Genomic DNA, 24,177 nt, shown 5'->3' on the forward strand with positions numbered 1-24,177 from the left:
AAGTATTGTAGGTATCTTCATAGGTTTTGAAATAAATGCATGACAAAATTAGGGGTATGATGTACATAAAAATCCCCTGGTCTTATCCGATTTATTTCATTAAATTTTTCCTATTTAGTACCTACCGCACTCACAAAAAGCACCTCTCATTAATTTATATTATAGTCATTGAAATCTAATTTATTGAAATCATCATACTATATGTTACGTGAGAAGTAAAGGTGTCATACTTTTATAACTATACAGAATGTAAAAAGGAAGAGGAAAACTTATATTTCAGTCTACCTCTTCTTTTTCATCACCAAATTACTGCTGAACATATATGGAAACTGATCCTCCACTTACTTGGAACTGCCCCCATCCGTCCTTATTAATTGTTACAGTATTTGTTTGATTACCCGTAATATCGTACCATACTTCCCCTGCGTTATTCTTTCCAACATCCATCCACTTTGCCCCTCCTGGTCCATCAGAGATTAATGTTGCTAAACCAGAATTAGCATGTACACTATCACCTTCTCTTGTCCAGCCAATCACATCTGGATGATCAAAATAATCACGCTGCGTACCATATGCAAAGTTTTTTCGTGCCGTCAAAATCGGATCAATTTTGTCCTTTAACGCTGGAATTTCATAGTTACTATTTCCTTTTGTACCATAGTAATCACCATAGAAAACAGAAGGATACCCCTCTGCACGCGTTAAAATAAATGCATATGCCAGCGGCTTGAACCAAGGGCTCACTACAGATTCCAATGACTGACCAGGCTGTGAATCATGATTTTCAACTAGAGTAACCGCAAGTGTAGGATGATTCGCAACTACCGTTCCTTTTAAAATATTTCTCATATCATAATTTCCATTTCCTGTTGAAGCATAATGAAAATTATAATGAAGTGGTGCATCGAACACAGATTGATTATAATTAACCTTCGCTAAATAATTATTTAAAGTCTGGATATCATTTTGCCAATATTCAGCTACTGTAAACATTTCTTTCCCTGTTTGCTGTCTAACGTGATTTACCCAATCGAGCAAATATTCATGATCAATATGTTTAACAGCATCTAAACGAAAACCATCTAAATTTAATTCATTCGCATACCACGTTCCCCATTTTTTCATTTCATTCGCAACATCTGGATGACCAAAATCAAGATCCGCATACATCAAATAATCATAATTCCCATTCTCGCTAGACACTTCCCAGTCCCATGCTTTACCTATGCCCCTAAATTTATAAATTCGGTTTAATTTCCTTCTTTCATCCCAATCCGTTCCGTCAAAATGATACCATTTCCATTTGAAATTAGAATAAGAATCTCCACGCCCTGGAAAGTTAAATCCCGTCCACGCACTAATTTCATAATCACCTGATACTTCAATATTCCGATTGCTCGGGTCTACCTCAACTGCTGTAACAGTTTCTGTATAATCAGCCCCACCTTTATGATTCATAACTACATCACCGTATACATCGATGTTTTTCTTATGTAAAGCGTCAATTGCAAATTTCAATTGTGCTTTCGTCCCATATTTCGTCCGCACTGTGCCCTTTTGATTGAATTCCCCCAGATCATATAAATCATATGCTCCATATCCTACGTCATTTTGCGTAGTTCCTTTATATGCAGGTGGTATCCAAACAGATGTAATTCCTTTTTCCGCTAAATTTTCAGCATCAGTACGCAAACGATTCCAATGATTCCCATCATTCGGAGCATACCACTCAAAATACTGCATTAACGTTCCATTGTTAACTGTGTCTGCATATGCTTTACTCCCCTCATATATACTAGATAAAAACATAAAAACTGACAATCCGACTATTGTTATTCTTTTAAACATCTGTACACCATCCCCTTCCAAGAAAGCGTTTGCATAGTTTATCAGAATTATTATAATATTCGTCCCACCGTTAGTAAAGTAGCAATCTCTCACTCTCCCATATTATTTTTAGTCTAATTTCAAATATTCAACGTAGTTTTAATTTCACATCCTATTCAAGATTGTTTACAATTTACCTATAAAAGCATAACGGAGGGGTTTCGATGACAGACTTTCAAAAACAATTTTTCGCACGATTACATATAGAAGAAAAAGACACAGTTTCATTTGAAGATTTATCTAACATTATGTACGCAATGGCACAAACTGTTCCTTTTGAAAACTTAAATATTCTCGAAAAGAATTTTAAAGAAATATCAAAAGAAAATTTGAAAGAGAAAATTTTAGTAAATAACCGTGGCGGTCTTTGTTATGAACTCAATCCTACTATGTATTACTTCCTGAAAGATTCTGGATTCGATGTTCATCTCGTTTCAGGAACAGTTTATAACGCTGCAAACTCCATATGGGCTGTTGATTCTGGCCATATCGCAATCGTTTTAACACATCATAATGAACTTTATTTAATTGAAGTAGGATTCGGATCATACTTACCTCTTGCCCCTGTCCCTTTCTCAGGTGAAGTCATTCACTCTGTTACAGGAGATTATCGTATTCGTAAAGAAATGACCGAAAAGGGAAACTACATTTTAGAGATGCGGAAAAACAATGAGTTCTTGGATCAATCTTCTGCTGATGATTGGACGTTAGGCTATGCATTTTATATAGAAGAAGTGGATGAAGAAAAAGCAAATACAGCACAAAAAATTATCGTTGAACATGAAGGATCACCCTTTAATAAAGTACCTCTTATTGTAAAACTAACTGAAGATGGGCATGCCTCTTTAACGAAAGATAGCCTTACAGTAGCGAAAAATGGTAAAAAAACGAAAGAAACCGTTACAAACATGCAATATACAAACCTTTTACATTCAAAATTCGGAATTACACTCTAAGTAAGTAAGCCTTGTTATTTTAGCAGGGCTTTTCAATTTTCAGCAGGGATTTTTTGCAATTTGTTGTATTTCATAGTTATATAGAAATATAACTACATGTTTAGAAAGGAAATGATTATGACAGAACTTAAAGATCGATTACAAGTAGCTGATATAGAAAAATGGGATTTAACAGACATTTACCATACAATTGAAGATTGGGAAAGTGATTTTCATAAAATTGAAGTATTAACGAAGGAATTACACGAGTTTAATGGAAATATTCACGACGGCAATAGTTTATTAGCTTATTTAACGAAGAGTGAAGAAATTTCTAGCATAATATCTTTAATGTTCGCTTATGCACGATTACAATCTGACCTTGATACACGCGATACTGACGCGCAATCTCTTGTCGATAAAGTATCACAATTACACGTGAAAGTAAGTGCAGCGAAATCTTTCTTTTCCCCCTTCTTACTTAGCATAGACGAAAACACATTACATTCTTACATAGAAGAAACAGAAGGCTTACAATATTATAAAGAAGACTTATTTGAATTATACCGTTATAAAAAACACGTATTAAATAAGGACCAAGAAGAAATTTTATCACAAATGGGTGAAGCTCTTTCTTCTCCACAGCACACATTTGGTATGTTAAATAATGCAGATATATTATTTGGTGAAGTGACGACTGACGATGGAGAAAAAGTGAACTTAACACGCGGAATGTATGCAAAGTTAATAGAAGATACGAATCGTGAAAAGCGTAAAGAAGCTTATAAAGCATATTACAAACCATATGTTCAGTTAAAGAATTCCATCGCATCTACTTTATCCGCTGCTATTAAAAATAATGTTACTGTTTCGAAATTAAGAAACTATCCATCAGCGCTAGAGAAATCATTATTTGGCGATATGGTTCCAAAAGAAGTATATGAAAACCTAATTGATACAACGAAAAAAAACATTCAAACATTACATACATACAATGAAATTCGAAAAGAAAAATTAAACGTAGATGAACTAAGACAATACGACTTAGGCGTCGATTTAGTAGAAGGTGCAAAACAAGACATCCCATATAGTGAAGCATTTGACATTATGATTGCATCACTAGCTCCTTTAGGAGAAGAATATATTGAGACATTAAAAAGTTTTAAAGATAAAAGATATATAGACGTAAGAGAAACACCAGGGAAACGTTCTGGTGCTTATAACTTTGGTGTATACGGCGTTCATCCTTTCATTCTTTTAAATCATCACGATGATTTAAACAGCCTGTTCACTCTTACTCATGAATGCGGTCACGGTATGCATACGCACTATTCACATGGATACCAACCAAGAATTTCTGCACATTATTCTATCTTTGTCGCAGAAGTCGCTTCTACAGTAAATGAAGTGTTATTAATTCACTATTTATTAAAAGAAGCAAAAGATACGAACGTGCGTAACCATTTAGTTAACCATTTTATTGAGAAATTTAAAGGTACTTTCTTTACACAAATTATGTTTGCAGAATTTGAAAAAATCACACATGAAATGGCTGAACAAGGTAAACCATTACATGCACAAGTCTTCAGTGAAATTTATGAAAAGCTATTTAAAGAATATAACGGTGATTCACTTGTATTTGATGAAGAAGTAAAATACGGATGGGCTAGAATCCCTCATTTCTATCGCCCGTTTTACGTATACAAATATGCAACTGGATTCGCATCTGCCATTCAAATCGCTGATAAACTATTAAGCCGTGATCCGGATGCTCAGAAAAATTATATTGAATTCCTTAAAGGCGGAAGTTCAGACTACCCATTAAACTTATTGAAAAAAGCTGGCGTCGATTTAACAACGCCAGAACCGATTGAAAGTGCATTAAAACAATTCACTCAACTTGTTGAGGAGTTTTCAACATTATAAAAAGCATGCAGAGTATATACTCTGCATGCTTTTTATTTGAATTACTCTATTCTATATGCTGCTGCGTCACACAATGAATCATACCACCGTATGCATACAATTCGTTAACATATATACCGACAATTCTTCTCCCTGGAAATTGACCTTCAATGATTTGAAGCCCTAATTTATCATGTTCATCACCGTATATAGGTACCAATACAACTTCATTACCAATGTAAAAATTTAAGTACGATCCTTTACAATCTGCTTCTTTTACCACTTTTCTTGTTACTGGTACTGGAATGAGCTGAAATGGCTTTCCATCTATATTTTTCGCTTGCCGTAATTCTTGATAATGCTTTTCATACGCCTCCAAAAGGTATGGCTCTCCTTCATCGAAAGGATCATATTCATACAGTATCGTATTTTCATTTACAAACCGTGCCGCGCCATCAATATGATAATCCGTATCTTCATCATAATTATCTTCTCCGCGTATACCAGTTATCCATATAAAATTTGTTACTCCTAAATATTTCGTTAACTCCATTTCAATTTCTTTCTGACTTAGTGTGGGATTTCGATTTTCATTTATAATAGACGTTTTCGCCGCCATTAAGGTCCCGTTTCCGTTTATCTCAATTCCCCCACCCTCTAGACAGACACTAGATTCAACTTTTGGAATACGATACATTTCACTTATTTTATTCGGAATATTAGCGTCTTTTTGGTACGGATATTTATTTCCCCAACCATTAAATATCCAGTGCGTTAGGCAGCGATTCCCTTCCTTATCCGTTACAAAGATTGGTCCGTTATCTCGTATCCAAATATCATCAGTTTCTTGAATTAAGAAATCAATTTTATCCATATTTACATTAGCTTCAATTAACTTCGATTGGACATGTATTTTCTCTTCTTCATCACATACAACAATATGGACATTTTCTCCATAGTGAAGCTCCTTTGCCATCGATATCCAAATATCATCTAACTTAGCTCTGTAGCCTTCACCTCTATGTGCTTTATCATGTGGCCATTGGAGCCATGTACCTTCATGTTTCTCCCATTCCGCAGGCATATAAAACAAACTATTCTCTATATTTCTCATACGTGTTCACCCCTTATATGAATGTACGTACAGTCTATACTTTGACATCGTGTTAAGGTCAACAGGAATATCTTCATTTACTTGTAGCAACTTTATAAGGTGATTCTTTACTTCTCCTTTTTATTATGATAAATTGCTTTCATACATAGAATAAGGATTGACATAATGTTAATGTCAATCCTTATTCTCATTCTATTTTCGTAACTAAAAAACAAATTTGTGTCACATACTCTTCTGCTAAACAATCACATTCAGGTCCCTTTATATAAACTTCATATGGCGAATTAATTATTACATACCCATTTCTTTCAATCCATTCTTCTAACGCTATATAAGCGTAACCTATATAGTCGTAACTTCCATAATGCATAGTAGTAACGATATGATGTGGACTTAGTTGTTTCATTTCATACTCTTGTGCTACGTCTTCATCATTCCCCTGCATAACCGGAATTCTTAACTCAATATCACTGTTACTTGGAATATATTCTTCATCATAAAAGACTGCAGATGGAGAACCAGCTATTTGAAAGTTATTTTTTTGTACCTCTTCATATAAGTCATAAAAATAATCATCCATATCATCTATATCTATTTTTACTCTTTGAGTAATTAACGTTACTTCGTTCCTCATTCCCATTAATATATCGTAACTTCTATGGCGAGCAATATTTAGACTACTATTCACCATTACCATTTCATTCATTTCTGAAATAACCTGTAAGTTTTGCTTCACTTCCTGAGACAACTCGATAATTTGTGATTGTATATGCTGAACAAACGAATCTTGATCCGATGACTGCAAAACAATTTTAATTTTTGGAAGAGGAAATTTATACTCCCTTAGCTTTTTTATTTTCAATGCTACTTCCAGCTGCTCTTGTTCATAATACCTATACCCATTAACCGGATTCACATATGCCGGTTTTAATATCTCCTCTTTGTCATAATGTCTTAACATCCGCGTACTCATTTTACAAATCCGAGAAAACTCAGCGATGGTATACATATCAATACTCCTTGAATATATTTTCTTTTCATTACTTATTTATTAAAACCAATCAAAAATCTTCTTCATTGAAAAATTTTCATTCTGATTTTTCAATCTTCTCATTTTCGAAGGTAACAAATGACTTGGACAATACCACGTTAAACAATTCATCGCGCCTCCCATTGTTGATATTTCTCCTACATGAATTTGAATAACTTGTTTCTCCGTATACTGTTGAATATATCGTAAAACTTCCTCATCTTTAGCTAGCCCAAACTTAGGAACATAAAGAGCATCACATGATTCTAACATATTTATATACAACCCTTTTGCCGATGCTATCTCTTGATCATATTGTCCTTTCTCTGTATATGATGAAGGAACAACTATAAATTCAGCTTCTGGCATTTGTTCTTTAATAATCTCTTGAACACTATATCTAAATTCATGATCTCCTAAAAAATCACTAATAAACATTGTATGTTCATCAATAAATTTAACCATTCCGTCTGCGTGTGCTAGTACATCCCCTTCCTCAGCAGGAATAATAATAACTCGGCTCACATCTAAATCCCATTCTAACTGCTCAATAATTTCCTCTTCTATCCAATCATCGTTATCATCAAATATGCGTTCTGTTAATATTACAGTATCTTTTTTATTCCAAATAAGATTACCACCATCTAATATTAATGGGGATTTTACATATTCAAAGTCATTCTTTTTCAACCATTTATTAAATTGTTGATCTAAATATCGCCCTTGATCATTTGGCAAATAATTTGGTCGATATTTAAATTTAACTAGATGATTTGTGACAACCGGTGCAACATCTCTTAGCCAAATATCATCATACTCAAAACAGCTCGTATGAAAGTCTTGTTCTTCAACAGATAAAGATATAAGTTGATCCGCAATTGATTTCTTTTCATTTAAACATTCATTAAAGTAAATCAAGTCTTCATAAAATGGTTGATAATATTCATTTAATTCGTCTGGTATTGCAGTAAAAATAATGCCATTATGTTTTTGTTCCATATTATTTACCTCGCTTTTTAATAGTAGTTACATAACTGATTTTACAAAGCCAACTATTCCTAAATTTATGTCTTTTTTCGTTACAACTCATGCAACATGTACATTTTATGAATGGATTATAGCATGGAGAAATATTATATATTTATATAAAAAATATAAGGCTGACGTTAAGCCTTATATTGACTCTTGACAAGTTTTTTAAATACCATATTTTAAAACAACAATAAATGATTAAATGATAACTCGATTCATTACCATCCAATTTCAGTTCTTGTATAAACTGAATGACTTCTTTCATAAGAAACACACTTAGAATAACCCCTAAGCAAATTAAAGCTAGATTTAAAATGTACTGTAAAACGATAGGGAAATACGAAAACACTATTTTAAAATTCTTTAACACAAACATTTTTCTCCTTTACCATATAAAACGAAAAGCGAATATACACTATAATCAATTTATCATTATATTAAATTTTATTATTATAAATAATAAGGAACGACAAAATAGGTAATAAGATTCCACCTATTTTGTCTATATAGCAGAACAACGAAATTACAATCAATTACTTCAATGCAATGGGTTGTTGTTGTGTCACACAATGAATCATACCGCCGTTTTTATACAACTCTCTCACATCAATACCGACTACTTTATGACCTGGGTATAACTTCTGAATCGTATCGTTTGCGATTTTATCATTCGGATCATTATAATTAGGCACTAATACAACTGTATTTCCGATATAATAATTGATATATGCCCCCTTATAATCGAGAGTTTTTCCATTTTCTAAAGCAACCTTTTCTTTACTAAGCGGTAAGTATTCATACTTATATTTCTGTCCTGAAGCATTTTTTGCATCTAACAATGTATCCATATCTTTATTAGATAAACCCCATTCGGCTAGGTCATCTTCTTTCATCGTTACAATGGTAGATTTATTATGGAATTTAGCAAATCCATCAATATGAAAGTCCGTAATATCTAAATTAGGTACTCCGTCTAACCAAATAAAGTTTGATACCCCAAGGTCACTTATATATTTTTCAATTTCCTTTTCTGATAAATCAGGATTTCTATTTTTATTCGTTACTGCACTTCGAGTTAATAAAGCAGTCCCATTGCTGTCTAATTCAATTGCGCCGCCTTCAAGGACAAATTCCCCCCAATCAACTCTTTCAATTCCTGATTGTTTACTGACATTCTTACGTATTTGAGCATCATTTTTATAAGGTGTTTTCTTCCCCCAACCATTAAATGCTGGATCTAATATTTTGAGATTTTTATTGCTGTCATAAACAAAAATTGGTCCACTGTCCCTTGCCCATACATCATCAGTAGGCGCGATAAAGAAATCAATCTTCTCCATATTTAGCCCTTCATCTGTTAAAAGGTTATTGATTCTTTCTTTTTCTTCCTGGTCATATGCAACAATGTGGACTTTCTCACCCTCAGTTAAAGCACTTGCCATCTTAACCCAAATAGGTTCAACTTCCTTCTTATACTCTTCACCATATGTGTATTCATGTGGCCATTGCAGCCATGTACCTTCATGTTTATCTTTTTCATCTGGCATCGTATATTTCCCAGCATTTTTCTGTGCCTCTACTTTTTCCCCTTCTTTCCCTTTAACATTTTCATTGTTACCCTCAAAAGAGCACCCACTAATAATCGTTGTAGATAATGTAGCTATTAAACAAAACTTTATTGCTTTTTTCATTTTTTCAACCTCCTGTTCTTGTCTTCAATAATGTAAAGCTTCACATAGTGTGAAGCTCAAGCTTTTTTATCAATGTAAAAATTACCAATTTTTCTTTGCATTACTTAGCATTTAACTATCTATTTAGATTTATTCATATACAAATCACCTTTCTTACCTATTTATCCCGCTATTTATGGGCAGTAAGACCCCCACCTCAAAATTCAGCGGAAGCAAAGAAGTTAGGTGGGGGCCCTGTTGCCCGTAAAAGCCAGATTGATGAGGGCTTCTACTCAGTGGGGGATGAACAAAGCCCCTCCACTGAGTAAATTTTCACTTTATTCAGTAAGTAAAACTTTACAAAATAAAAAAATCGGTATTGATAATTACATATCAATACCGATTTTTTATAATTATTTTCCTTCTATTAAATCATTCGCCATTTTCCTAAATTCTTGATTAAATGCATCATTCATACCATTTTGGACGTTAGAAAATAATATGACAAACGTTCGTTTATCCCAGTTAAAATTATTAAAAGTGTTCCAGCCAGCTAATACACCGTGGTTATGATAATAATCTGGATAAATATAGAAACTAAATCCATATTTTCTTGCAGGTGATGCAGAAAACATATCTGATACACTTTGTTTAGAAAGTAGTTTACCATCCATAATAGCTTCATCTAACTTTTTCATATCTTCAACAGTCGTATACATTTCACCACAACCATACAGCCAGTTCATTTTTAAGCGAGGTGTGGCTATTAACTTATTATCTTTTTTCGTATACCCTTCTGCTAAGAAAATATCTTCTGGGAGTGTTGCGCCCATTCCAGATTCATTCATTCCAACAGGAGTCAAAATATTTTCTTTCACATATTCAGCAAGTGGTTTATTTGATATTTTTTCTACAATATATGCAAGCACCATATAATTATAATCTGTATATTTCCATCCTGTCCCTGCTGGAAATTGTAACGTTTGTGCCCCAATCCACGTTACTAATTTTAACCGTGATGCTGCGTCAACACTACCTTGTCCCTGTTCTGGTAATCCAGACGTATGTGTTAACAAGTTTCGTAACGTAATGTTTTTATCTGCTGGAAACGATGGGATATATTTATTTACATTGTCTTCAATGTTCAACTTCCCTTTTTCTTTTAGTTGCATAATAGATATTGCAACAACTGTTTTCGTAATAGAGCCAATGCGATATTTCGTTCTTGGCGTTGTTAATACTTGATCTTTCACATTCGCATAACCGTAGCCTTTTCGTAAAATGACATGACCTTTACTTGCTACAAGAACACTCCCATTAAATCCTTTATCTTTTAAGTACTGATCTAGTTTTCCAGCTGCAATTTCATAACGCTTTTTCTCATTCGCATCAATTTCCTGCTTAACATCTTTTTGCTTACTATTTACATTAGAAAATGCCTTTGCATCATATTTTTTTCCTTTATTTGCATGTATTAGTGTAACAACACTTCCACAAAAAACAGCAAAAATAAAGAAAATGATTAACCATTTCTTTAACATACTAGGAACCCTCTTTTATCTAGTTTCACTTAACGTATATCCATTCTATTTTATATCTTTTAATTATCAAGTATATTATAATATTATTTAATATTCACTCTGTTAAAACTAGATTCCTTTTTCTCATTTTCAATTTTGACTACTCTCTATTGTATTTCTTTCTTGCAAAATTTCCAACATACAATCGGATGCATTACACTATAATTTCAAATTCTTTTGTAACATTTGTTACATACTAAAAAGAATGGAGATGTACTATGAAAAACACCGATAAACGCAATCGTTTAGATGATAAGATGTTTCATTATCGGATAACAAAAAATAACATGTTATTAATTGAATATTACGGAAAATAGATTGTGATATTAAAAGGAAATGATGCTGAAAAATTTTTAAATAAAATAAATCATGCAAATAACGATAAAGAAAAACAGGTAATTATGGCTAAAATTACAGGTAATTTCAAAAGAGGCAATGAACGAAATTGAAAACGAATCTCATTTACATTTTGATTATACAACAAATAAAAAAAGAAATGTCGCTCATTCAACATTTCTTTAGACTTTCTTCATAAAAAATTTACATTGCTACCATTCCTTCATTTTCTATACTTCCTATATAAGCTGACCGCTGAAATAGTTAGTAATACAACTATGCATAACCACGCATACGTATATCCCTTCTTATCTACAATATAACCAAATAAAGCAGGCGCAACAATAATGGCAATTTGATTTAATGTAAGTGCAAAACTCACTGTCATCCCTACTGATTCTTCACTTGCTGATTCCGCAACTTCAGCTATATAAAGACTAAACCATCCAATTGAAAAGAAACCTAACAATGCACTTACACCATACAATACATTCGTTATTGTATGTATGCTCATTACTAATATTAGAATGAAGAAAATAGAAATACAAACAGTTATAAATAAGGGGATACGCCGATTTCCCTTATAAAACAAATCACTAGTAGCTGCTAATATAACCCTACCAACCATTCCAGAAAAGAACATAACGGAAAATACTTTTCCAGCTAAAATTGGCGTGATTGATTGTTTCAATACTAAAAATTTTATAAAGTGTGCAACTAACACCATTTGCAATGAAATCATACAAATGCCAGTTATATAAATTGCATACAACTCTTTTTTACACATCACTTCTTTTAACTGCATCCAAAAAGAAAGTTTACTACGTTCTTGTTTAACTTTCTCTTGAATATATGGTTCCTTATAAAATATAAAAAATAAAAACCCTCCAATTATACAAATACATGCAATGCTATTTACCGCGTAAGCCATATTATATTTTATTGTAAGAAACGGGATCAACACTCCCGCTAATGTACCACCAATCGGTATACCGGCTTGTCTAATTCCCATCGCTAACCCGCGATTTTCTTTTGAGAACCACTTCATTATCACCTTACTTCCTCCTGGCTGCGAAACACTATAAAACGTTCCTACTAATAAAAGTACAAAAAGTAACCCATTAAATCCATTGACCATATTAGTCAGTAAAAACGAACCTCCTAATAAAAATGAACTTATCGAAATTAACAACTTTTCATTGTATTGATCAAGTAGCCGCCCGACAAAAAGCATACAAAATAGCGGCCCTATATTTACAACACTTACTAACAATCCGATCTCCGTATTCGTAAGTGCATATTCTTCTTTCCAAAATAAAGCAAACGCTCCAACACCATACGTTATAAGTGTTGCTGTTGTTTGAGCAACCGTCGCAAAAATTAACATAACCCACTTATAAGTACTATTCACCCTTTCTTCCATTAACACAATGATCCCTCCATCCCCTTCCATTGTATGAAAGTTCTGATATTATATAAAATAAAGATTTATCATGTAATCCATCAAAAAAAATGATACCTTTTCTGGAGGGATGATACTTGGATATAAAAGATTTAACTGTATTTTTCGAAGTTGCGAAAGAAAAAAACATATCTCACGCAGCTCAAAATTTAAACTATGTACAGTCTGGCGTAACAATGCGTATGAAACAACTAGAAAACGAATTAGGTGTGCCTTTATTTTACCGAAACGGAAAAGGTGTAACTTTAACTTCTAACGGTGAGATTTTATTAACATACGCCAAACAAATTATCCACTTAATGGATCAATCTGTTAAAGCAGTTCAAAGTAATGGGATTGAACCAAGAGGCACTTTAAAAATTGGATGTACAGAATCTACAACCGCTGTAAGACTTCCATCTATATTAACGGCCTATTATGAAAAATATCCAAAAATCGAATTGATTTTAGAATCAAATACGACAGAACAATTGATTAGGCTTGTACTAGAACGAAAACTGGATGGAGCGTTTATAGCTGGCTCTACTCAGCATGCCGAACTTCATACAAATATATTTCGTGAAGAAGAATTAGTTCTCATTAGCAAAAAGCCTTTATCTTCCTTTAAAGACATAGGAGACATGAATTTACTTGCATTTAGTCACGGGTGCTATTATAGAAATTTATTAGAAGATTGGCTTCAAGAAGAAGGAATTTCACCTAAGCGAGTATTTGAGTTTGGAACAATTGAAGCGATACTCGCATGTGTAAAATCAGGTATGGGCATAGCAATTATGATGAAGTCTATTTTAAATGGTCATCAACATGACGTATCATTCAACCCTTTACCAAATAGCTTCAAAAAAGTTCCTACTACTTTTATTACTAGAAAAGATATATATCACTCTGCTGCATTACAAAAATTTATGGAGATGACTCACAATGCGTGAAAAGAAAATACGTGGTATGAAACGAAAAACAAACACTATGATAAAGCGAATTGAGGAACATACAAAAACGTTCCCTTCTACTTTCTATAACGATGAATATTGGAATATGCTATTGCCAGTTTCGCAAGCTTTTATTGACTCTCGTAAAACACCTAGAAAAGTAAAACGGTTATGTATTCAAACCTTATTAAATCAAGCAAATCATTTAATAAATATGAAACCAAGCGATACACATACATATCGAGTTGTTGTTTTAATTTCTATAAATAATTTGTGGGATTCGCAAATCATTATATTTAAAAATGAGGACTACTTTCATAATTTCTTTAATAGAAATAGTGAATTTCAAAAATGGATTCTTCTTTCAAATGAAATTGATTTTTGGGAGACATGGGAAATGTCAGTTTGTCATTCCTTCAAAACGCTTCACTTTCAAGAAATTATTTATGATGTAGATGAATGCTATGAAAAAGAGATTACATTTATCGGGGAGTTAAATTAAAAAGGGTATACCTAAAACACTGGTATACCCTTTTCCACTTATTTTCCCTTCAATACACTATGTAATCGATCCGGATAATTTGTAAACATTCCTGTAGCACCCCATTTGATTAACAGTCTCATATCGGGTTTCTCATTAATTGTATAAGGGTGAATTAACAGTCCATTTTTCCTAGCCATTTTCATATATGACTCATCAATAATTAGTTCTCCGTTATCATTACGTAAGTTTGGTCCAATACCAGCTGCATACTTTTTAATTTCTTGAAAATCATCATTTGTTACACTTTTCGGTTCATGTGTAATACCAGACCATTCAACAATTTCATTGTTTTCATTTGGATAATACCAAAGCAATTGAACTAACGGAATATTTTCATTCATACTATGAATCTTTTTCAAACTATCTTTACTAAATGATTGAATCATAACACGGCTAGAAGACATGTTTTGGCCTACTAAATTATATTTTTGTAACAACGCCAACAATTTCTCTTCCATTCCTGGATACACATCTGGTGATTTTGTTTCAATATAATACTTCATACTTCTTCCATACTTTTGGAAGATTTCTTCAAGAGTTGGAACCTTTTGCCCAACATACTCTTGCTTAGCCTTTTCTGGATACGCTTTATTAAACCATGATCCAGCATCTAAACTCTTTATTTCGCTTAACGTTTTATCTCGTACTTCGCCTGTTCCATTTGTAGTGCGATCAACTGCTGTATCATGCATTGCAATTAATTGGCCATCCTTTGTTAATTGAATATCTAACTCTAAATAATCCGCTTTCATTTTTTTCACTAGATCATAAGAAGCAAAAGTATGCTCAGGTGCATGTCCACTTGCTCCGCGATGTGCAATATTTAAAAACTTATTCGTATTCCATTCATGCTTTCCTTCTGCTTTCGCATGAACAGCTCCCCCAGCAAAGATGCTTCCTGTCATAAAGAAAATAACTAAAACGCTAATAATCTTTCTCATCCTTCAAACCCTTCCTACGTTGCAAATTTCAACAAGCTAATGAGATTTACACGAAATAGAAGACACACTTTCATTATTTTTATAAACCTATATTAAAATTCCAATCTTACAAATGTTTTCTATATTATTAATATAGAAAACTAGTATTATCCTATTTAATTTCTATAGCCCTCCTTTTCACATGTAACTCCCTATTTTGTACGGTTCATTCAATAAAAAAAGCCATAAATTATTTAGAATACACTCCTGTATCCCTAAATAAATTTATGGCTTTTCTCAAATATCTCCGGCCTCTATTAACTTGTCGAATTTAATCATATCAAACCTATTGAAATTTGTGAATATTTTTTTCAGTACAGTGAAGTACATAAAACAATATTTCTGTAGTTACTTAAAAATCACATAATAAATTTCTCATTACCTCTTCCAATACTATATCTGGATTTACTACCGTTTTTTCCGAACGCCATCCGATAAAGCCATCTGGTCTAATTAATACAGCACCTCCATTCTCTATACCATATAATTTGCTAAAAATATCTTCTGGAACAATAAAGTCTCCACTTAAGCCAACACGATACCCTTTTAGATGTATTCCTAATTTAGCTGAAACAGCATGTGCTGCCTCAGCCCAAGAACTATTTTCTACTCCTGTAAGTAATACAAAACTGTTACCGAATAAGTCTAATGTAGAAACTTTCTTCCCCTCATACGTTCCCCATAAATGTGGCGCTCGCGTTCCAGGTCTTCCGTTCAACTCTATGCTATCCATTCTATGCGGAGTGACTGAATCATCTATAATCGCCTCTGAACAATACTGATATCCAACTGTAACAGCTAAACCATCCATATTATTCAAACTGCCTTCCTCTCTATTCGCAGCACGAAACAGTAAACTACTTGCATAAGCTGTCGTTAATTTTGCAACAGAGTGTCTCTCCTCATGATATGTTTCTAACAATTTTGGTTTTGCCTTCCCTTTTATAACAGCCGCTAATTTCCAAGCTAGATTGTGCGCATCTTGTATTCCTGTATTTGAACCAAATCCTCCTGTTGGCGGCATAATATGTGCAGAATCGCCAACTAAAAAGGTTCGATTTCCTTGAAATTTCACCGCTGTACTTTCAGCGGCTTCCCACGGTAAAACACTTAATATTTTTGATTCAACATTTGTACTTCCAATTGCTATTTGAATAATTTGTTTACAACGTTCTATAGTGAAGTCCTCTAGCCCCTCTCCTTTTAATGGATCGTAGGCTACATGATAAATCCATTTTTTTACGTTATCAACCGGGATAAGTGCACCAAGAACCTCCGGATGAAGTACCATCGAAAAACCGAATGCATCTCCTTGTATAAACTCACTTAAATCAGCTTCAAAATAAATATTCATATAATAGCCACCAATGGTTCCACGACCCTCAGTTTTAATCCCTAACTGCTCACGTATTTTACTTTTCGCTCCATCCGCTGCAATTAAATAGTCACAATGTATGACACTTTCTTTTTCTGTTTCACGATTTCGAATCGTTGCTTTTACCCCGTTTTCATTTTGTTCAAATGAAACTAATTCATGATAAAAAGATAGTTGCTCGCCTAATGTTTTCGCTTCTTGTAACATCATCTCTTCTAAAATAATTTGATAACACGCAGTTTGTTTTGATGGACTAATCTTTTCTATTTTTTGAAGTAACTCTTCATCGTTTCCGTATTGCGTCGCTCTCATTTGTTCCAATTCTTCTTTATTCGCCTCAGTTATTGTATGAACCGCTATTCTTCCTCTGCAGTTCTCTAATGCTTTACCTGCCAATTTAATTCTTTTTTCCAAACCTAATTCTCGAAATAACTCCATTGTACGTAAAGTAAGACCGCCTGCTTTCGGATGAATGGCAGTAGACGGATGCCTTTCAATAAGTAAGTACTCAATATTATGTTTTGCAAGAAATAACGCAGACGCTAACCCAGATAATCCCCCTCCAACAATTAAAACTGGTACATAATTCGATTTCATATATTTACCCTCCACATCATTGTTCTGAGCTCAGTGACATAAATATAATCAAAAAAAACATTAAAATATAGACTTATATTTCATTTTGAATTATCATATAGATAGATTACGCCCCAAAATTCCTTTTACCTTTTCATACATCTATAATCCACCTGAATTGTGTCTGTATGAAAGTGTAAAACAAAAGAATGTACTTTACGTTGAACCATGTTCTATCGTAAAAATCAAAAATAATACAAACATTATAAGCGGTCGTAACCTTATGGATTATACAAGGTTACGACCGCTTATTTTATTGTTACATCATTTTTTGTTTTTAAAACTTCATCTATTGTGTTATGTAATCCTTCCAATCCCTTTTCTATCTCCCTATAATTTTCAACAATAAAAAATTCATTCGTCTCGATTTTCTTTCTCAATATTGCACCTCATACAACAATCATGTAGCATTACCGTATCGAAGTAATGGTTCATCATCTTAAACCTTTCGACTAATTACCTGGAGGCAAAGTGATTGAAATGAATAAACAAGAACAATTAAATATTATAAAAAAAGATTTTATTGATTCTCAAAAAGTATTATTGGCAATTGGTGATGAAACACGTCAAGCTATTTTATTAGTGCTAATGGAAACGGAATGTCAAACAGGATTACGTGTAGGAGAAATTACGAAGCAAACACACCTTTCCCGTCCAGCAGTATCACATCACCTTAAGATTTTACGAGAAGCTGGCATTATTTTAATGAGAAAAGAAGGTACAAAGAATTTTTATTATATTGATATACGTACAAAATTAGGTTTATTAAAAAATCTTGTATTAGATATTGAGAAGCTATTGCAAAACTTTTATTAAAACTTGGAGGTATAAGAAATGAAAGCAATGATAATTGATAGATATGGAAAAGTCCCAATGCGTATGGCAGAGGTACCTACTCCTGAAATTAATGGGTATGAAGTGCTCGCAGAAATTCATGCAGCTAGTATTAACCCAATTGATTTTAAAATACGTGATGGAAAAGTAAAGATGTTACTGAAATATGAAATGCCTCTAATCCTTGGTAATGACTTTTCCGGTGTCATCGTTAAGGTTGGATCGCAAGTAACTCGTTTTAAAGTCGGCGATGCAATATATGCACGTCCAAGAAAAAATAAGATCGGTACTTTCGCGGAATATATAGCCATTCATGAGGATGATATAGCTTTAAAACCAAAAAATTTAAGTTTTGAGGAAGCGGCGTCGATTCCACTCGTTGGCTTAACATCCTATCAAGCACTACATGATATTATGCATTTACAAAAAGGACAAAAAATATTAATTCACGCTGGGTCCGGTGGTGTTGGTACTTTCGCAATTCAGTTAGCAAAAATAATGGGTGCTACTGTTACAACGACTGCTAGTGAAGCTGGTACAAATTTAGTAACGTCTCTTGGCGCAGATCAAATTATTAATTACAAAACAGAAAAATTTGAAGAAATACTCAAAAATTATGATGCAGTATTTGATACAATCGGCGGAACAACACTTGAAAAATCATTCAATATTATAAAAAGCGGAGGAAACATTGTTTCAGTTTCAGGTATGCCGAATGCTCGCTTCGGTAAAGAATTTGGTTCAGGCTTCTTTAAAACTCTCTTATTTTCATTAGCCAGCAAAAAACTTACTGCACTTGAAAAAAAGCATAATGCTCAATATTCATTTTTATTTATGAAGCCAAGCGGGGATCAATTACGTACTATTGCAAACTATATTGAAGCCGGAAAAATCAAACCGGTAATCGATCGAGTTTTCCCTTTTGAAGATGCTCAAAAAGCAATGGAATATTCAGAGTCTGGAAGAGCAAAAGGAAAAATAATTGTAAAAATTAAATAATAATAAAAACCTCCATTTTCTTAAAATGGAGGTTTTAAATTTGCTGTTAAATAGACATAGTGCAATGAAGTCCTTACAATAGATTGCAAGGGGAAATATTATATTATACTTTTAGTTAACTTTACAAAGAATACATACGTACAAATACATAACTTAAAATACAAAAAGGAGGAGATACAATGACTAAAAATAATGAAACAGGTTGGAATTTAGATAATAGTTATACGACTTTACCACAATCATTTTATACAGAAATCCCCCCTACTCCCGTAAGTTCACCGGAGTTAGTTAAACTAAACCATTCATTAGCGATATCTCTTGGCTTGACCCCTGAAGAACTGAAAAAGGAAGCTGAAATTGCTATTTTCGCTGGTAATGCACTCCCAGAAGGAGCTCATCCATTAGCTCAAGCATATGCTGGCCATCAATTCGGACATTTTAATATGTTAGGCGACGGTCGTGCTCTTTTAATTGGCGAACAAATTACTCCTTCAGGTGAGCGTTTCGATATTCAACTGAAAGGTTCTGGCCCTACTCCCTATTCACGCCGAGGAGATGGCCGTGCTGCACTCGGTCCGATGCTACGTGAATATATCATTAGTGAGGCAATGTATGCACTTGATATTCCGACTACTCGTAGTTTAGCAGTTGTCACAACTGGTGAAGCAACATATCGTGAAACAAAGTTACCTGGAGCAATTTTAACTAGAGTAGCTAGTAGCCATATACGCGTCGGTACATTTCAATATGCTGCAGCTCGTGGTTCAATAGAGGACCTGAAATCACTAGCTGACTATACGATAAAAAGGCATTACCCAGAAATTGAATCCCATGAAAACCGATATACTGCATTACTACAAGCAGTCATTAAAAGACAAGCTAGTCTTATCGCAAAATGGCAACTTGTTGGATTTATTCACGGTGTAATGAACACTGACAATATAACGATTAGTGGCGAAACAATTGATTACGGTCCTTGTGCATTTATGGACAATTACGATCAAGGAACCGTATTTAGCTCTATTGACACACAAGGCCGTTATGCATATGGAAATCAACCATATATGGCCGCATGGGACCTCGCTCGATTAGCAGAATCTTTAATACCAATTCTGCACGAAGATGAAGAAGAAGCATTAAAAATCGCCCAAGACGAAATTTCGAAATTTAGCGTACAGTATGAAAACCAATGGTTCCTTGGAATGAAAAAGAAATTAGGACTATTTAGTAACGAAGAACAAGATCAATCACTTATTGAGCAACTTTTAAAAATGATGGAGAAATATAAAGCGGATTACACAAATACATTCCGTTCATTAACTCTTGATGCTATCGAAAATACAGCTCTATTTGAAAGTCCTGAATATAAAGATTGGTACAAACTGTGGCAATCTCGATTAAAAAGACAAGAACAATCGAAAGAAAACGCCTACGAAATGATGAAAAATAATAACCCATCAATCATCCCGAGGAACCATCGTGTAGAAGAAGCACTAGAAGCAGCTGTTACAAATGGAGACTATAGCGTAATGGAGAAACTTCTTGAAGCTTTATCAAACCCTTATGCGTATTCTACAGATCAAGAAGAATACTGCATTCCGCCTGCACCGACGAATCGCCCTTATCGTACTTTTTGTGGGACTTGATTGTTTAATATGTAAAAAGGTGCGTTCATATAAATTGTGTGAACGCACCCTTTTTATATCCCCCCACTCAACTAAAACTTTAAAATGCACATCCCCCGATGCCATTTCTTTAATCCAAAACAAATTCTACACTATTCCAATAGACTTACTCGTAAGCTTGTTAAACAAATATTGAGAAATATAAAACATCATTTCTAAATATTTTTATTTTTGATACTATATTTTATAAGAATATTCAAAAAGTGAGGGGATTTCATGAACGTTCAACTACAAGGTAATGAACAAATTACAAAATTATTTAATGACTGGTATAGAGCTATGTTACAGCATCAAACTACCCATGCAACAAAAATAAAAAAAGATATTGAAAATATCATCTCTAATTCAGAAGAAGATACAAACCTACAATTGTATTATTCACTTTTTAATTTCAGATACAAAATTTTAACAGATGGTTTAAATATTAATAAAGATGATTTTAATAAAATTGATTCTTTCCCACTTCCAGAGAATGGGCTATTTTCTTATTATTATCATTTTTTTAAGGCTATTCACAATACAATTATTGGAAAATACAATACAGCAAAACACCTTTTCGAGAACGCTAAAAAGCTGCTAATACACGTATCTGACGAACTAGAGAATGCTGAATTTAACTACCGCTTAGCTTCCTATTATTATCAAACATATCAACCATTAGTAGCAATCCAATCTGCAAATGAAGCTAAAGCGATTTTTTCAAAACATATAAACTGTGAAATTAATGTTGCTTTGTGTGATAACATCTTTGGTTTATCTTGTATTGATTTAAAACAGTTTGAACAAGCTGAAATTAGACTTGATTCAGCATTAAATATTCTACAGAAGTATTCAGAGGAGACTTTATCATTAAGAGTACGACATAATTTAGCTTGGCTATATGCAAGTCAAAACCTTTCAGAGTTAGCAATGCGTCATATTTCAGAGGTTACAACTAAGCAACCAAATCACTTTAAAGCACTTTTTGTTGAAGCACGTGAATACTACAAGCTTGGAGAATATACTCAGGCTAAAGAACTTATAAAAAAAGGATTAAACATTTCAAATAAACTAGAAAACAAAGAGTTTCAATATCGTTTCATGATTTTAAGAGAACTAAATAATAAAACTTCTATAAATGATTTAGAAATGATAATTTTGGAAGGAATTTCTTACTTTAAAACAGAAAACCTTTGGGAATGTATACAAGAGTACACTGATGTTCTAGCAAATATGTTTTATGAAAAAGAAGACCATATAAAAGCTAGTCAATACTTTTACATGGCCAATCAAGCAAGAAAAAAACATGAAGAAAAGGGAGCTTTGATATAATGAAAAAGATTAAATTGAGCATCATTGGCTTAGCTGTTATTAGCATCACAACTCTTGGATTAAGCTTCACCTCAGAAACACCGAAAACACAGTTAGGATATGTAGCATTAAACATTGGGGACACCCCTGCACCACAAAGACCTGACCTTGTTCAATCCGTTGACGTAAGTAAAGACTACAACTCAACAACAACTGAAAAAGCACTTTAAAAAACGGAAGACCTTCAATTAAGAAGGTCTTTTTAAATACGCTTATTTAGAATATTTCCCTTTCATGTAGGCTTTATTTTCTCATCAACTCCGCAATCCTCTTACTCTCCTCACTACCAACTTTCTCAAGTTTCTCCACAACTAAATTCTGTCTCTCTACAGAATGATTTTGACTTAACTTCGCTTTTCCTTCTATTTTATTTATCTTTATTTTGAATCCAACTATTCCCTTACTTAATCCTCCCATATAATTCGGATCTACATCATTAAGTGAGTAGGTGCTCTCTGGATCTTCATATTTATTTACTAAATCTTGAAGAGAATCTACTAATGTCTTCTCATCTTCAACAATTTCTAATTCACCATATACATGCACTGCAACGTAATTCCATGTTGGTACTGCATTGTTTGTTTCATACCATGACGGAGAGATGTAACTATGTGGTCCTTGAAATATAGCTAGTACTTGCTGAGTCCCAATATCTTTCCACTGTTCATTCGGCCGTGCGAAGTGACCATGTAAAGTAAGGGTCTCCCTATTTAATAACAACGGCAAGTGCGTTGCATATGGTTCTCCGTTATGTTGAGAAAATAATGTCGCAAAGCTATTTTGTTCCATTATTTCGTACTTCATCTCTTCATCTTGTATTGCGAAATATTTTGGTATGTACATAAGCTCCCTCTTTTCCGCTCTTTTCTATTTTATTTCCTATTATATTTAGTAACCGCATCAATCAACAGGGCCAGTTTGTATTTGTTTTATAATGGCAGCTTTCTATTTCAAAACAATAGGCAGCATGTATTCCATGCTGCTTTAGTTTATTTTTTCTAATATATTTGTAATAAATACGGTCTTACCCTCAATATAACTAGATCGATTTTTCGACTCTCTTGCTAACTCTTCCTTCAAGTTTCCATACTCATTAGCTACTTCAGTATGTTCACGAAGGTAATCTCGAAACACTATATGCCTTCTCAACTCTTCACTATTTTTATCACACACATATAAATGATGTTCCATCCAAACTGTATTTCCCTCGTTCCATGGAACGAACGTATCCTTTCTTCCAAACGCCTCTCTTCCTTTAAAGCTCCATTCTAACTGATGATAGTACCCTATCTTCTCAAGTTTTTTTACTACCTCATGAAAAATTTCGTACTCTTCTATTACAACATCAATATCTAGTATTGGTTTTGATGCAAGCCCTTTAACAGATGTACTCCCAACATGTTCAATAGATACAATACTGTCTTCCATCACATCGTTAATGAGAGTTTGTAGCTTATTAAATTCACTTTCCCATTTGACATTATATTCTTCGATAGCAATTCTCTGCTTCAACGTACCCCTCTTCTCAAAACAAATTATAACCTCTGAATATGAGTATCCTTAAAATCCGTCTCATATTTCAATCCATATCCAAACATTCGATCCATTCCAATATGTGCTGTCCATATTAAGCCAATCATTATAACGGTATCTATCTTAAAATAGACACCTATTAGAACAATTAATATGGATATGATATATGTGTGACATACATTATATATTTTCGCACCAACGTGATTATTAATCCCATATGCTAACATTGATAGATCCGGCGCTAAAAGGAATACAAAAAATATAATCCAACTAAACTCATATATCGAATACATATAAATCGTGGCTAAAAATACAACCATTCCTTCAAAATGTACAATACGTTTTTGCATTATTTATCATT

At 33.4% G+C, this 24,177-nt stretch carries 23 protein-coding genes; 10 read left to right on the forward strand and 13 right to left on the reverse strand.

What is annotated here, in order from left to right; genetic code table 11:
* Positions 1-306 precede the first annotated feature (306 nt).
* On the reverse strand, positions 307-1,848 hold the full coding sequence (gene amyS / locus MKY21_RS17410) for an alpha-amylase (protein WP_341077010.1): 1,542 nt from the start codon (positions 1,846-1,848) through the stop codon (positions 307-309).
* A 203-nt stretch (positions 1,849-2,051) separates the two neighbouring features.
* Here amyS and MKY21_RS17415 point away from each other — a divergent pair, with 203 nt between their 5' ends.
* Complete coding sequence (locus MKY21_RS17415; protein ID WP_016118393.1) at positions 2,052-2,843, forward strand: arylamine N-acetyltransferase family protein; 792 nt, start codon at positions 2,052-2,054, stop codon at positions 2,841-2,843.
* Between the two features lie 117 nt (positions 2,844-2,960).
* Positions 2,961-4,748 (forward strand): oligoendopeptidase F, encoded by a 1,788-nt coding sequence (pepF, locus tag MKY21_RS17420; RefSeq protein WP_341077012.1) that lies wholly within the window; start codon positions 2,961-2,963, stop codon positions 4,746-4,748.
* Between the two features lie 46 nt (positions 4,749-4,794).
* Here pepF and MKY21_RS17425 read toward each other — a convergent pair whose 3' ends face one another.
* From MKY21_RS17425 to MKY21_RS17445, 5 genes are all read right to left on the reverse strand, one after another.
* A complete protein-coding gene (locus MKY21_RS17425; RefSeq protein ID WP_341077014.1) occupies positions 4,795-5,841 on the reverse strand; it encodes an agmatine deiminase family protein in 1,047 nt (348 codons plus the stop codon).
* Between the two features lie 187 nt (positions 5,842-6,028).
* On the reverse strand, positions 6,029-6,850 hold the full coding sequence (locus MKY21_RS17430) for a MerR family transcriptional regulator (RefSeq protein WP_086391364.1): 822 nt from the start codon (positions 6,848-6,850) through the stop codon (positions 6,029-6,031).
* Positions 6,851-6,892: 42 nt separating this feature from the next.
* Positions 6,893-7,870 (reverse strand): agmatine deiminase family protein, encoded by a 978-nt coding sequence (locus MKY21_RS17435; RefSeq protein WP_098617189.1) that lies wholly within the window; start codon positions 7,868-7,870, stop codon positions 6,893-6,895.
* A 566-nt stretch (positions 7,871-8,436) separates the two neighbouring features.
* A complete protein-coding gene (locus MKY21_RS17440) occupies positions 8,437-9,594 on the reverse strand; it encodes an agmatine deiminase family protein (protein WP_016118397.1) in 1,158 nt (385 codons plus the stop codon).
* Positions 9,595-9,986: 392 nt separating this feature from the next.
* Positions 9,987-11,114 carry a serine hydrolase domain-containing protein gene (locus tag MKY21_RS17445; protein WP_016118398.1) on the reverse strand — a complete coding sequence of 376 codons (1,128 nt, stop codon included), beginning with the start codon at positions 11,112-11,114 and terminating at the stop codon, positions 9,987-9,989.
* A 356-nt stretch (positions 11,115-11,470) separates the two neighbouring features.
* Between MKY21_RS17445 and MKY21_RS17450 the strand changes: the two genes are divergently transcribed.
* Positions 11,471-11,602, forward strand: a complete 132-nt coding sequence (locus MKY21_RS17450) for an ABC transporter ATP-binding protein (protein ID WP_307863089.1) — start codon at positions 11,471-11,473, stop codon at positions 11,600-11,602.
* 110 nt (positions 11,603-11,712) lie between these two features.
* On the opposite strand, the gene MKY21_RS17455 is transcribed toward MKY21_RS17450, so the two are convergent.
* Positions 11,713-12,942: an MFS transporter gene (locus tag MKY21_RS17455; protein ID WP_033694186.1), complete on the reverse strand. Its 1,230-nt coding sequence runs from the start codon at positions 12,940-12,942 to the stop codon at positions 11,713-11,715.
* Positions 12,943-13,028: 86 nt separating this feature from the next.
* Between MKY21_RS17455 and MKY21_RS17460 the strand changes: the two genes are divergently transcribed.
* Both MKY21_RS17460 and MKY21_RS17465 read left to right on the forward strand, forming a co-directional pair.
* Positions 13,029-13,880 (forward strand): LysR family transcriptional regulator, encoded by an 852-nt coding sequence (locus MKY21_RS17460; protein ID WP_016118402.1) that lies wholly within the window; start codon positions 13,029-13,031, stop codon positions 13,878-13,880.
* Entirely contained in the window at positions 13,873-14,382 is a 510-nt protein-coding gene (locus MKY21_RS17465) for a DUF3916 domain-containing protein (protein WP_016118403.1), read from the forward strand. Before MKY21_RS17460 ends, MKY21_RS17465 begins: the two co-directional genes overlap by 8 nt.
* Before the next feature lie 38 nt (positions 14,383-14,420).
* Here the strand turns inward: MKY21_RS17465 and MKY21_RS17470 are convergent, their stop codons facing one another.
* The 3 genes from MKY21_RS17470 to MKY21_RS17480 form a co-directional block, all read right to left on the reverse strand.
* A complete protein-coding gene (locus MKY21_RS17470; RefSeq protein WP_086423477.1) occupies positions 14,421-15,365 on the reverse strand; it encodes a glycerophosphodiester phosphodiesterase in 945 nt (314 codons plus the stop codon).
* A gap of 391 nt (positions 15,366-15,756) precedes the next feature.
* Entirely contained in the window at positions 15,757-17,376 is a 1,620-nt protein-coding gene (locus MKY21_RS17475) for an FAD-dependent oxidoreductase (protein ID WP_341077018.1), read from the reverse strand.
* Between the two features lie 287 nt (positions 17,377-17,663).
* The gene (locus MKY21_RS17480) at positions 17,664-17,795 is read right to left on the reverse strand and encodes a hypothetical protein (protein WP_001227549.1); all 132 of its coding nucleotides are present in this window, start codon (positions 17,793-17,795) and stop codon (positions 17,664-17,666) included.
* Between the two features lie 91 nt (positions 17,796-17,886).
* On the opposite strand from MKY21_RS17480, the gene MKY21_RS17485 reads away from it, so the two are divergent.
* The 5 genes from MKY21_RS17485 to MKY21_RS17505 all read left to right on the forward strand — a co-directional run bounded on the left by MKY21_RS17485 (position 17,887) and on the right by MKY21_RS17505 (position 22,453).
* The gene (locus MKY21_RS17485; RefSeq protein WP_000571870.1) at positions 17,887-18,231 is read left to right on the forward strand and encodes an ArsR/SmtB family transcription factor; all 345 of its coding nucleotides are present in this window, start codon (positions 17,887-17,889) and stop codon (positions 18,229-18,231) included.
* Positions 18,232-18,249: 18 nt separating this feature from the next.
* On the forward strand, positions 18,250-19,248 hold the full coding sequence (locus tag MKY21_RS17490) for an NADP-dependent oxidoreductase (RefSeq protein ID WP_000646447.1): 999 nt from the start codon (positions 18,250-18,252) through the stop codon (positions 19,246-19,248).
* 179 nt (positions 19,249-19,427) lie between these two features.
* Entirely contained in the window at positions 19,428-20,894 is a 1,467-nt protein-coding gene (locus MKY21_RS17495; protein WP_016118407.1) for a protein adenylyltransferase SelO, read from the forward strand.
* A gap of 255 nt (positions 20,895-21,149) precedes the next feature.
* Positions 21,150-22,244, forward strand: a complete 1,095-nt coding sequence (locus MKY21_RS17500) for a response regulator aspartate phosphatase (protein ID WP_016118408.1) — start codon at positions 21,150-21,152, stop codon at positions 22,242-22,244.
* On the forward strand, positions 22,244-22,453 hold the full coding sequence (locus MKY21_RS17505; protein ID WP_000721431.1) for a hypothetical protein: 210 nt from the start codon (positions 22,244-22,246) through the stop codon (positions 22,451-22,453). Before MKY21_RS17500 ends, MKY21_RS17505 begins: the two co-directional genes overlap by 1 nt.
* 73 nt (positions 22,454-22,526) lie before the next feature.
* Here the strand turns inward: MKY21_RS17505 and MKY21_RS17510 are convergent, their stop codons facing one another.
* The 3 genes from MKY21_RS17510 to MKY21_RS17520 form a co-directional block, all read right to left on the reverse strand.
* Positions 22,527-23,126: an FMN-binding negative transcriptional regulator gene (locus MKY21_RS17510; RefSeq protein WP_000275795.1), complete on the reverse strand. Its 600-nt coding sequence runs from the start codon at positions 23,124-23,126 to the stop codon at positions 22,527-22,529.
* Positions 23,127-23,267: 141 nt separating this feature from the next.
* A complete protein-coding gene (locus MKY21_RS17515; protein WP_016118409.1) occupies positions 23,268-23,795 on the reverse strand; it encodes a GrpB family protein in 528 nt (175 codons plus the stop codon).
* Between the two features lie 23 nt (positions 23,796-23,818).
* Entirely contained in the window at positions 23,819-24,166 is a 348-nt protein-coding gene (locus MKY21_RS17520; protein WP_001172063.1) for a DUF4260 domain-containing protein, read from the reverse strand.
* Between the last annotated feature and the right edge of the window lie 11 nt (positions 24,167-24,177).

The sequence above is a fragment of the Bacillus sp. FSL R9-9497 genome (assembly GCF_038005805.1).
Taxonomy (GTDB): Bacteria; Bacillota; Bacilli; order Bacillales; family Bacillaceae_G; genus Bacillus_A; species Bacillus_A cereus.